The sequence below is a fragment of the Novosphingobium lindaniclasticum LE124 genome (assembly GCF_000445125.1).
In the GTDB taxonomy this organism is placed as follows: Bacteria; Pseudomonadota; Alphaproteobacteria; order Sphingomonadales; family Sphingomonadaceae; genus Novosphingobium; species Novosphingobium lindaniclasticum.
In genome coordinates this window covers 1-11438 of record NZ_ATHL01000112.1, presented here as the reverse complement: position 1 = coordinate 11438, position 11438 = coordinate 1, and the positions used below count along the sequence as shown (strand labels likewise).

Annotated in this window: 7 protein-coding genes and 2 pseudogenes; 4 read left to right on the top strand and 5 right to left on the bottom strand. The window is 61.1% G+C overall.

What is annotated here, in order from left to right; genetic code table 11:
* Positions 1–108: 108 nt before the first annotated feature.
* A complete protein-coding gene (locus L284_RS41130; RefSeq protein ID WP_021235234.1) occupies positions 109–1479 on the top strand; it encodes an IS1380 family transposase in 1371 nt (456 codons plus the stop codon).
* A 165-nt stretch (positions 1480–1644) separates the two neighbouring features.
* On the opposite strand, the pseudogene L284_RS41125 reads toward L284_RS41130, so the two are convergent.
* Positions 1645–2283: pseudogene (locus tag L284_RS41125) on the bottom strand (DUF4158 domain-containing protein); the annotation flags it as partial.
* A gap of 140 nt (positions 2284–2423) precedes the next feature.
* Here L284_RS41125 and L284_RS41120 point away from each other — a divergent pair.
* Together L284_RS41120 and L284_RS41115 are read left to right on the top strand one after the other, a co-directional pair.
* The gene (locus tag L284_RS41120) at positions 2424–2993 is read left to right on the top strand and encodes a recombinase family protein (protein WP_021235232.1); all 570 of its coding nucleotides are present in this window, start codon (positions 2424–2426) and stop codon (positions 2991–2993) included.
* Positions 2987–3493: a hypothetical protein gene (locus L284_RS41115; protein ID WP_021235231.1), complete on the top strand. Its 507-nt coding sequence runs from the start codon at positions 2987–2989 to the stop codon at positions 3491–3493. The genes L284_RS41120 and L284_RS41115 overlap by 7 nt, the downstream gene beginning before the upstream one ends.
* 72 nt (positions 3494–3565) lie before the next feature.
* On the opposite strand, the pseudogene L284_RS41110 reads toward L284_RS41115, so the two are convergent.
* Positions 3566–3718, bottom strand: a pseudogene (locus tag L284_RS41110) (transposase); the annotation flags it as partial.
* Positions 3719–4788: 1070 nt separating this feature from the next.
* On the opposite strand from L284_RS41110, the gene L284_RS41105 reads away from it, so the two are divergent.
* Positions 4789–9504, top strand: a complete 4716-nt coding sequence (locus tag L284_RS41105) for a DUF3320 domain-containing protein (RefSeq protein WP_021235229.1) — start codon at positions 4789–4791, stop codon at positions 9502–9504.
* A 345-nt stretch (positions 9505–9849) separates the two neighbouring features.
* Here the strand turns inward: L284_RS41105 and L284_RS41095 are convergent, their stop codons facing one another.
* The 3 genes from L284_RS41095 to L284_RS47565 all read right to left on the bottom strand — a co-directional run bounded on the left by L284_RS41095 (position 9850) and on the right by L284_RS47565 (position 11342).
* Positions 9850–10167 (bottom strand): hypothetical protein, encoded by a 318-nt coding sequence (locus L284_RS41095; RefSeq protein WP_152524722.1) that lies wholly within the window; start codon positions 10165–10167, stop codon positions 9850–9852.
* Positions 10112–10261, bottom strand: coding sequence for a hypothetical protein (locus L284_RS49110; protein ID WP_407635850.1), 150 nt, complete (start codon positions 10259–10261; stop codon positions 10112–10114). Before L284_RS49110 ends, L284_RS41095 begins: the two co-directional genes overlap by 56 nt.
* A 140-nt stretch (positions 10262–10401) precedes the next feature.
* Positions 10402–11342, bottom strand: a protein-coding gene (locus L284_RS47565) for an IS630 family transposase (RefSeq protein ID WP_235054464.1) whose coding sequence is annotated in 2 segments (ribosomal slippage) — positions 10402–10997 and positions 10997–11342 — 942 coding nt in all. Because the reading frame shifts where the segments join, the coding sequence is not laid out codon by codon here.
* Positions 11343–11438: the final 96 nt, after the last annotated feature.

Below are 11438 nucleotides of genomic sequence, written 5' to 3'. Positions count from 1 at the left end.
CCCATCATATTCACCGGGCGGCTTTTAGCGGGTTGGCGGGAGTGGCTTAAGCGATTGCTTTGCGGTAGGAAAATGGGTGTCTAGACCAGTCCTGCAGCGAGGCAATTTATGCCACGGACCACACCCGCCAAGAGCAACGATAGCGCACCGGGATTTTCGTTTCCAGCGGTTGGCGGCAAAAAGCTCACCGCCGCGTTCGACGGTGGGCGGCTGACCTCTGACGGCGGCGTGCTGCTGCTGGCCCAGGCCGAGCGCATGATAGGGATCTGCCGACGGCTTGCGGCTTGCATCGCCGATCCGCGGGACCCGACGCGGGTGATCCATCGCCTCGATGACATTCTGCGCGCCCGCGTTTTCGCTATCGCCTGCGGTTATGAGGATGCCGACGATCTCGATGCTCTGCGTGATGATCCGGGGTTCCGCCTGGCGCTGGGCAAGTTGCCAGGATCAGGCGCAGGACTGGCCAGCCAACCGACCATGAGCCGCTGGGAGAATGCGCCGACCACGCGTGAGCTGGCGAAGATGCTGGCGGTAATGGTCGACATCTACTGCGGCAGTTATCCAGCCCCGCCGGCAGCGGTAACGCTGGATATCGATGACACCTGCGATGTCGTGCACGGCTATCAGCAGCTCTCGTTCTGGAATGGTCATCATGGAGAGCGCTGTTTCCTGCCGATCCATGTTTACGATACCGCCACTGGCCGGCCGGTGGCCATGCTGCTGCGCACCGGCAAGACACCCTCAGGCGCCGAAGTGGCCGGCCACATCCGGCGCCTGATCCGGCACATCCGCCGGCACTGGCCCGAAACGCACATCACCATCCGCGGCGACGGGCACTATGGCCGCCCCGAAGTCATGGGCTTTTGCGAAGCAGCCGGGGTCGATTACGTGTTCGGCCTGCCCACTAACGCTGCGCTGCGTGCTGATCCCGAAATCGTCGCTGCCGCCGATGCCTGCGCGGTCAAGCGGGCCAAGACCCAGTATCCGGTGCTGCGCGCCTATGCCGAGACCCGCTACGGCGCCAAGAGCTGGAACTGCAAGCGCCGCGTCGTCGCCCGGATCGAGGCCAGTATCCTGGGTATGGACATCCGCTACGTCGTCACCTCTCTGGCCCAGGGTTCGGCCGAGCACATCTACGATACGCTCTACTGCGCGCGCGGCCAGGCCGAGAACTTGATCAAGCGCCACAAATCCCAACTCGCCAGCGATCGCACCTCGTGCCGCTCGGCAAACGCCAACCAGATGCGCCTCATCCTCCACACCGCCGCTTACTGGCTGCTGTGGCGCATCCAGCAGGCCATCCCCAAGGCAACCGTGCTCGCCACCGCTGAGTTCACGACATTGCGTCTGCGGCTCATCAAGGTGGCTGCCCGCGTCATCGAAACCGCTTCGCGCATCCGTCTCGCCTTCGCGTCGGCATGCCCCGATGCCGGCGTCTTCAAAGCTATCGCGACCGGCTTCCGCCCAGCGCCGACATAACCAGCGCGGCAATGCCGCCCAAAGCCTGAGCCCCGTCCGTCAACCTTGAAAAGCCCATCGATCCTGAACCGGTGAAAAGCGCCGGGGAAGACGCTCGCCCTCGCTACGCCCTCAACAAAAGTCAGGTCCAGAACGCCGAAAGCCTGCGCTCCGGTGAATAACAGAGGCTAGTTGGCTCATACCGCCGGCGTCGTCAAAGATCTGATCGAGGGCGTGGATCTGTTCAGCGCTGAGATCGGCGATCAAGGCATAGGCGGCTTGCTTGCGGGCACGCGCGCGCCCCGCGCTGCTGGCACGTTCGATGGTGGAGATGGACGGCAGCAGAATCCGGGCCTCGCGAAGGGCGGCTACGACGCCGGTCGCTATCGTCATCCCCTTGTCGGTCGCCCATGCCATCTTCGCGGCCGCTTCGATCATGAAGGGAATATCGGCGCGGGTCGGCCCCCGAAGACCCAAACGCGCCGCCAACTCACGGGCATGGTCTGTCATCGTCTGATCCCGCGCCGCGTAGTTGGCCAGGTCGGTTACGTGCAGTCCAAGTTGCTCCGCGACGAAGGTGGCGAGATCATGGGGAATCGCTCCCCTGTCCTGTATCAGCTGTGCAAGTGTGATGCCCGGGTGGCGCAAGAGCGCGAGTTGCAGCGCGACACCCAACTGGTTCCGTCGCTCCCGTCGTGCGCCGATTATCTCGATGTCGGCAGGTTCGAAAGTATAGAGCCGGGCCAGATGGTCGCGATCGGTCGGGATGGGGAGGATCTGATGGCGCTCGCTTTCGGTCAGGAGCTGATGCTTGCGCTTCGTCATGCCGATTCCCGTCCACAAAAGGTCATCTGGGCCTATGGACAGCCATGAGTAAAGAGACATAGTATGTGGACGGATTTGGATGGGGCGAAACGGTCGCCCTTCATAGCGTCCACAGAACGACCGTTTGGGAGACACTATAAATGGCCGGCATTCTGGGCTACGCCCGCGTCAGCACCGGCGATCAGGATGTGGCGGGCCAGACCATGCGACTGGAGAAGGCCGGTGCCATCAAGGTGTTCACCGACGTCATGTCGGGCAAGAGCATGGAGCGTCCAGGTCTGGCCGAGCTGATCGCTTACGCCCGCAAGGGCGACACGCTGGCAGTGGTCCGTCTTGATCGGCTTGGCCGCTCGCTGGCCGAATTGCTCACAACGATCGAGACGTTGCGCGGCCAGGGCATCGCGCTCCTGAGCCTTGAGGAAAAGATCGACACATCATCGGCCGCCGGTGAACTTATCTTCCATGTGTTCGGGGCTATCGCCCATTTCGAGCGGCGGCTGATCTCCGAGCGGACCAGGGACGGCATCGCAGCCGCCCGCGCCAAGGGAAAGCAGCCTGGGCGTCAGCCTCTCGACATAGCCAAGGTGGACGCAGCCATCAAATTGGTCGAAGCCCGTATCTCCCCGACAGAGGCGGCGCGGCAACTCGGCATCGGCCGCTCGACCATTTATCGGGAAATGCGCAGAATGGGGATTGAACGGCCATGCTGAAGACGATCGTAACGGCCATTGCCCTGCTTGGCTCATCGACATTGGCGCGCGCCGAACCATTGGCTGAACCCGTAGTTGGTCCAAAACTCATTTGCTTCAAATACAGTACCTTCCTGCTTGGCGACGGCGAGAAGATTACCGATTTTTCGGGATCAGCCGAAGCGATGGCCATAACGGTTGAAGGACCATCGGGCGCCTTCAGGATCGGAGAGAGCGAGATTTTCGCACCCGCCAGGGGACGAAAACGACTTGTTGTATCGAAAGGGCAAACGAGCATTTACCGCGTGTCATCTCAAGGCGGCCGCTACGCCATCTACGGGGCCACGGACTTTTCAAATGGAAAAGATAGGCTCATAATATGGTTGTCAGGCGATAACCTCAGGGGCCAGACTGCCGACCGAGGCGTCCTGGACCGCTTTGAGGTCCGAGATCCAGCGTCGGTCAAATGCGATCAGACGTTCACCTACTCATGGGACTTTTTGAGCGACCCCGCGAAATAGAGCCGATCCCGTTCAATCCGAAAACGTTCGCCTAATGTTCGTCCTTAGCGTTGTCTGGCGTACCTTCCACGCTATGCCCTCATACTCCTTGCGCCAGCGGTAGTAGCTCTGCTCGGTGACGCCGATCCGGCGACACGCATCCGCTACCGTTCCGCCCTGCGCCAGCACGATCTCCGCTTCACGCAGCTTGCCGATGATCTCTTCCGGCTTGTGCTTCCTCGCCATTCCATTCCTCCTTCGTGGCCAAATCTAAAACAGATTGTGGGCCACTCAGAAGGGGGCAGATCAGTCTTGGCGCTGCCGTGGAGAATCTGGCCCATAGCTCCCTCCGCTGTGATGACGACAAATTTACACCAACATGCTGGGACTAAACACCTAGGACTTGCGGGGCGTCAGTTTGAATAATCGCCCCGCAGACGATCCACTTATCAGACGTTAAAGGCTGTTCAGACGAGCCGGGCCACTTCTGCTATCCATCTTCGAACTCTGAAGGCTTCGTATCCTTATAGCCGCAATTCTGGCATGAACTCTTTGCGTAGAATAGCGCAAAGATGGGTGAAAAGTATCTTTGCCCGCAATTCGGACAATTTGTCGACAATGCTGTAACAAATGCCAAGCAGGATGAAATACCAGAAATAACCATAGAGGATATCAAAAGGTATCCATACAACTGGGAGTTTTTTAGATCAACGAAAACGCCCACCATAAAGGCAGGTATAAACGCCACGATTCCAGCGGAAAGTAACAATCTTTTGTTTTCAAGATACATTTAGCAACCAAGGTCCATAACAGTTTTCGAATATTGGAACATATCGGTACCTTCGGTAAGAAATCCTTTTACTGAGATACCATTGGCGCCGGGCGAAGGAGTTCCAAATCCTTCATCTGTCGAATAACTTAGACGCCCCACAGCAAATTCGACCCTGCCGCCACGTGACGTCCGATGAAAGCCTTCTTTATTAGCGTTCATGAAACCTGCACCGGAATTTGCACCAAACCCATAACCTGCCAGATTAGCGGACAGTCTGCAGGTGGGATCAGAAATTCGGGCGCGGAGCGGCCGGAAAGGGTCGCTATTGACCCTTCCAACGGCCGCGACCAATGTCACGAGTGCGCGGCTGCTATCAAAAGCGTCGATCAGGGGAGCGTTAGCCAAATGTTCATCGCGAACGCAGCGAAACGGATTGAGTCACGCACGAGTTTCGCCCAAGGTGCCGAGCCCTTAAAGATAATCTCAAATTAACAATCCGAGGCCAATATTTCGGCTCTCTCGACTTTCCCAGACATGGTAACCGATGACCGATCTGACCGCTGATCTTCAAGCCGACCCCGACTCTATCCGCAGCCGTTCGATCCAGCGCCTATTCGATGACACGCGCAAGCGCCTAGTCGAAACCGGTACACGCAATCGTCTGGTTCATGTCAATCGCTCGAACTCGCGCGGCAATGTCCTGAACATTGTGAATGAGCGATCTGACGATGTTTTTGAGATCCTGTCGGGCGGCCGCACCATGCGTTTCCGCGCTCTCGGCCATGATAAGCTTGCCGAGGGGGAGATCGTCCTCGGAAACGATGCCGGCGAAAGCATTGGCGAAGGGCGCTACACCGACAATCAGCTGGAGACGCGGCTCGGCCCCGACGGGCTCGCCAAAAAGCTCCTCAAGATCGCCCGCGAAGCGAAGACCGCTGAAGAGGAGCAGGGGATCAACATCCTCTACCTCGCGCTCGGATTTGCGACGTGGTTCGAAGACAAAGACTCTGGAGTCGTACGCGAAGCCCCCCTCGTGCTCTTGCCGGTCGAACTCGTCCGCGATCAGCGTCGATCGACATATGACCTCAGGCTCCGGCCCGAGGATATGATGACTAACCTACCGCTCCAGCAACGCTGGCTCGATGATTTCGGCATTCGCCTGCCGGAACTCGAAGCTGACGAGGGTGGCTGGCAGCCAAGCGATTACCACGCCCAGGTCGAGACAATCATTGCCGAGCGAACGGGCTGGAAAGTGGATCGCGACGCGATCCAGCTCGGCTTCTTCTCGTTTTCCAAACTGCTCATGTATCGCGACCTGGCACTTGAGGCGTGGCCCGAAAATGCGCTTGAATCGCATGAACTGACCCAAGGGCTGCTGCACGAAGGTTTCGCGCAAGAAACCCCATTGTTCGGGCCCGAGGACCGGCTCGACGCCGTGCTCTCGCCCGACAAACTGTTCCATGTTGTCGATGCCGATGCCAGCCAGGCCAAAGTCATCGAAGAGGTGCGGGTTGGCCGCAACCTTGTCGTCCAAGGCCCGCCCGGCACCGGCAAAAGCCAGACCATTACCAACATCATCGCCGCCGCCGCCAAAGAAGGCAAAACCGTCCTGTTCGTTGCTGAGAAGATGGCGGCGCTGTCGGTGGTCCATGACCGATTGGTGAAGGTCGGCCTGCGTGACCTCATCCTTGAACTCCACTCAAAGACCGCCAACAAGAGGGCCGTACACGCCGAACTCGGCCGCACGCTAGCCGCCGGCCAGGCGGTGCTCGCCGTTCCTTCCGCGCCCGAGGCCCTGCGCGGCGCGCGTGACCGCCTGAATGACCTGGCTGACGCTCTTCATGCTCCCATCGGTAGCAGCGGGGAAACCCCGTTCAGCGTGCTGGGCCGACAGGCTCGCTACCTGGGAATGGGCGCGGCGATGCCGACGCTCGATGCCGGCGCCGTCGTGGCCATGTCCCGCGACGACGAAACGGCTGTATGCGAACTTATCGCTCGGTACGGCGCGCTGCTGGCCGCTGCAGGACCGCAGGCGCTCCATCCCTTCGACGGGGTCGGCGCAATCGACCTGCAACCGGTCGCAGTCAGTCGCCTTGGTCAGGACCTTGCGGCGGCGGCGGATGCAGCGAACGCCCTGCGGACCGTGCTTGATGAACCAATGTCTGCGGCCGGCCTCGAAACGCCGCGCAACTTCGGCGCTGTGGAACCCGTCTGCGATCTACTGACCCGGCTCGAGGGCTTCGAGCCGGCAGATGCTGCACTCGCCTCTCGCTTCCTAACCATCACCGATCGCAGCCGGCTGCGCGAAGGCATCGGCTTGGGCGAAACGTGGCGCCGTGCCCACGATGACGCTGCTACCGTGTTCATCGATTCCGCGTTCGACGCCGACGTCTCGACACTTCGCGGTCCGCTCGCGGCGGGCGCCGCGTCATTCTTTGCGCGCTGGGGCGGAGCCTATCGCGGCGCTTCGCGGGCGCTGGCCGGAATCGTGCGCGGCCCCCTGCCCTCCGCTGCCGTTGAACGCCTCTCGCTTGTCGACCAATTGGCAGAAGTCCAAACGCTTCGCCGGCAATGGAGCCAAGACGAAACGTGGCTCGCCGCCGCGCTCGGGGACGACTGGCGGGGCGAGAGGACCGACTTTGCCCATGCCGCACGTGTTGTCGAATGGTGTTCGCGCGTCGCCGAGGGCGCAATCACTCCGACACCCGATCGGATCGTGGCGATGGCCACTGATGTGCCGTCGCGCGCGCGCCACCTTGCAAACCTCAATGCCCAATCCAACGGCGCCAGCGATCGCGCAGCAACGATCGTGCGCAGTTTGAAAATTGACGAGCGCCGATTTGGAGCGCCCCACGCCGACGCCGATCTGTCGGTCGTGGGCGGCGTATTCGGCACCATGGCCAATGCCACGGCGCGTTACGGCGAGTGGGCGGCACTTTGCCAAGCTCGCCAAGCGCTCGACGAACGCGGCATGACCAGCCTCGCGGAACGCATGGCGACAGGCGAACTCGACGCTAGCACCGCGACCATCGAGTTGAAATTCGCCCGCGCCGAACAGCTCTGGAATGCTGCTTTGGCGACCAATCCGGCGTTAAAAGAGGTGGCGACCCTCGACCGTCATGCCTTAGTCGAAGACTTTGTTCGACTGGAACGTGCGCGCCTCAAGGACAGCGTCGTTTCCATCCTGGCGGATCACCTCGCTCAGCTCCCTCAAGGGGCTCAGGGCGAGATGAAGGTGCTGCGCGGCGAGATCGGCAAAAAGCAGCAGCACATGGCGCTACGCAAGCTCTTCCGCACTGCGCCGGCCGCGATCCAGCGGATCAAGCCGGTGCTGCTGATGAGCCCTATTTCCGTGGCGCAATTTCTGACGCCGGGCGTCGTGTCGTTTGACTTGCTGGTAATCGACGAAGCGAGCCAGGTGCGTCCGGAAGATGCCCTCGGCGCCATCGCCCGCGCGCGCCAGATTGTGGTGGTTGGAGACAAGAAACAGCTTCCGCCATCTTCGTTCTTCGACCGCCTGCTCGCCGATGGCGACGGCGACGCAGATGATTTCGATGATGATGGCGAAACCGAGCCGACCGAAGACCTTCTCGGCGGCGCGGCAGCACTGGGCTCGTCGGAGAGCATACTGACCCTGTGCGAGGCGCGCGGGCTGCCAGGACGTATGCTGCAATGGCACTACCGCTCGCGTGACCCCTCTTTGATGCGCGTGTCGAACGCTGAATTCTACGACGGTGGCCTCGTCTTGCCGCCCTCTCCGCTCGAGCGGGATCCTGCTTACGGCTTGATCTTTACCCAAGTTGCCGGCGCCTATGATCGCGGTGGGCGCCGCGACAACCGCCTCGAAGGCGAGGCCCTAGTCCAGCGGGTGGCGGAACATGCGCGCAAGACGCCCGATCTATCGCTCGGCATTGTCACGTTCAGTCATGCACAGAAGAACACCGTCACTGAACTTCTGGAACAGGCCCGCCGGGATGACAGCGCGCTTGATTCCTTCCTCCGCGAAGGTCGCTCCGAGGATCTGTTCGTCAAAAACATCGAGAACGTACAGGGCGACGAACGCGACGTGATTCTCGTCACCGTCGGCTATGGCCCTACTGTGCCCGGAGGTATCATGTCCGGCGCGAGCTTCGGCCCCATCAACGGCGAAGGCGGCGAACGCCGCTTGAACGTCCTGTTTACGCGGGCACGTCTGCGGTGCGAGGTGTTCGCATCGTTCGATCCTAGCCAACTCGACGTCAGTCGCGCCAGCCAGCCCGGACCGCGCATTCTCAAGCGCTTCCTCGAGTACGCGAAATCGGGCGCCATCGAACAACCGTCACTCACCGGAGAACTTCCCGACACTCCTTTCGAAGAGGACGTCGCGGATGTGATCCGCAGCCTCGGGTACCTGGCCGATCCGCAAGTAGGCTCGGCGGGCTTCCGCATCGATATCGGCGTACGTCATCCCGATCGACCGGGCAGCTATCTGCTGGCCGTCGAATGCGACGGCGCCACTTACCATTCTGCACTCTGGGCGCGCGAACGCGATCGACTTCGTCAAGATGTGCTCGAACATCTGGGATGGAGGTTCCACCGCATCTGGAGCACCGACTGGTTTTATGACCGGAGCCGTCAGGTCGAACGCCTTCGCGCAGCGCTTGAGGCAGCCAGAGAACAAGATCTCGGACAGCTTGTCACATCGGGCGCGAACGTCCCGATCGCGCCAGTCTCGCAGGCAGAGGAACCGGAGCGCATTGAATTGCCTGCCGCTGTCGACCGGGTAATGCCAGCCTACGTCCGCGCGCGACCGTGGGCCTCTAGCAGCATCGAACCGCATGAAGCGCCGCCATCGATGCTGGTTCCAATGATCCTCGACGTGATCGCCATTGAGGGCCCGGTCCATGTCGACGAGATCGCACGCCGCGTCGCTGCCGCCTTCGGCAAGAAAAGTTCAGGGCGGCGCATCGTCGAGGCAACGCGCCAGGCTTTGGTGGCCGCCAAGCGCCAAAGCGCCGAGCTCGAAAGCGACCGTGAGGATTTCTGGTTCACCACAGCGCAGGGAGCTGAGCCGCCCGTGCGCGATCGTTCTGCCGAGAGCGGGGCCACATTCAAAGCTGATGCCATATCGGTGATGGAAGTGCGGGCGGCCATCCGGATCGCTCGGGAAGACAATCCCGGTGGCGAGGATGCTGTGCTCATTCGCGCGGCCGCGCGGTTGCTGGGTTTCAGCCGTGTTGGCCCCGACCTCCATGCCCGTGTCAGCCAAGGGCTGGATTGAGCGGCCTGAAGGGTGGAGATGCGCCCGTACTGGACATGCGTGTCCGGAAGAGTACTAGAAACTGCGATGCAGATCTCGTACCAGGGAGACTTGTAAGGCGACTTGTCTTGGCCCTGTGCTGAGCGAGCGCTGTGGCTACCCAGACCCATAAAGTCTGGTTGCCGGCCACCACTCCCGCAAGAAATCTCTGAGCCGCCTTTCGGGGCGGCTCACGCTGAAGCGCTTGTCCAGATGCCCCCCTTCGTTGGCGAGAACGAAGACCGCGCCGAGATGAAAAGTCGCTACCCCGGCCGTCCCGTACTCGTCGACGAAACATAGAATCTTCTTGTTGAGCCGAGCGGCCATTCATGCACCTGCCGCCTTCGCCACCTTGGCGATCTGGCGCCGACCTTTCAGTCCCGGCCGAGCGGCGGCTTTTCGGACCTGGCGCGCATGCTCACCCGCTTCCCGGAAATCGGGTTCGATCTCCGCAAACTTATCGACCAGACCTTGGAGGTCGTATTCATTCGAAATCTTGCCGCGATGGCTGGAGCGCCGCTCGATGCGGCGGATGAGACCCATCGCTTCCAGGTCGGCGAGGTATCGCTGAACCTGGCAGTCACTCCAATCAGTGGTCACCATAAAGGTCGTCGATGTGGGTCTTGTCTGCTGGCTTACCTGCATGAGGGCCAGACTTTGAATGCAAAAATTTGACGAAGGCTAAACCCGTTTCGACGAGCGACAGGGCCGCGCCCTGCCGCGCGAGCTCATGCCGCAACGCACGACGAACCGCCTCAGTTAAGCCGATCCCCTGTATGGTAGCTAAACCGCGCCATTTGCTCGACCTCGGGATCTTTCACGTGAAGAGACATCGAGTCTTCCTCCAAGATCAACGGCACCCCCTAGAGCGGTTTTCGATCATTCTGGTTCATAGCCGCACGATCTGAAGTAGTTGGCGCATTCCTGAGGCTGGAAGATATCGACGAGTTTGCCGATCAAGCTCCACAGGCCGCTGACCGTTCGCTCGCCCGCTTTGCGGAGCATGGCCTTGAGGCGGGAGAACGCTTTCTCGATCGGGTTGAAGTCGGGGCTGTAGGGCGGGAGAAAGCGCAGGGTTGCGCCTGCGGCCTCGATGAGCACTTGCACCGATGCGCGCTTGTGGCTCGATAGGTTGTCCATGATGACGACGTCGCCGGGCCGCAGTTCCGGGACGAGGACCTGAGCGACGTAGGCTTCGAACCAGTCGCCGTTGATCGGTCCATCGAGCACCATAGGCGCGACCATGCCGGTCATGCGCAGGCCAGCGACCAGGGTGGTGGTCTTGCGGTGGCCGTGCGGGAAGCCCATCCGCAACCGCTCGCCTTTCGGGCAACGACCGTGGCTGCGGGTCATGTTGGTGGCGGTCCAGGTTTCGTCGATGAAGACCAGGCGCTCCGGTTCGAGATCGAGTTGCCCCTCGAACCAGTCCTGACGCTGTTTCAGGACGTCTGGTCGATCTTGCTCTATCGCATGGCCTGTCTTTTTTTGCGCGTCAGGCCACGGCGAACAAAAAAGCGATGTAGCCCGGCCACGGAAACGGCCATGCCCTTGTCCGCAAGCGCCAGACGTAGTTCTTCGAGGGTGATGTCCCTACGCTCCTCCCAAATGGCCAGAATGTCCGCTGCCCGCTCTTCCACCCGCCGCGAGCGCATATCCCCGCCGCGCGGCTTTGGGGCAATGTCACCCGTCTCGCGCTGCTGTGCCCGCCAACGGACCGCCGTTGATGGTGCAACACCGAACCGGGCCGCCGCAGCACGGCAACTCGATCCACTGTCCACCGCTGCCAACAGCCGAGTGCGCAAATCCATCGAAAGAGCCATCCATGCCGGCCTCCTTCACCAGCACGGATTCTGAATCAGAAATCGCGCCCGAAGGGAATCCCAGACCGATTCAGAACGGTCGAAAACCGCTCTAAT

Excerpts from the sequence above, each read along its gene's own strand:
- L284_RS41130 (WP_021235234.1), top strand. The coding sequence starts at position 109 with ATGCCACGGACCACACCCGCCAAGAGCAACGATAGCGCACCGGGATTT.
- L284_RS41105 (WP_021235229.1), top strand. The coding sequence starts at position 4,789 with ATGACCGATCTGACCGCTGATCTTCAAGCCGACCCCGACTCTATCCGC.
- L284_RS41095 (WP_152524722.1), bottom strand. The coding sequence starts at position 10,167 with ATGCAGGTAAGCCAGCAGACAAGACCCACATCGACGACCTTTATGGTG.
- L284_RS41120 (WP_021235232.1), top strand. The coding sequence starts at position 2,424 with ATGGCCGGCATTCTGGGCTACGCCCGCGTCAGCACCGGCGATCAGGAT.
- L284_RS41115 (WP_021235231.1), top strand. The coding sequence starts at position 2,987 with ATGCTGAAGACGATCGTAACGGCCATTGCCCTGCTTGGCTCATCGACA.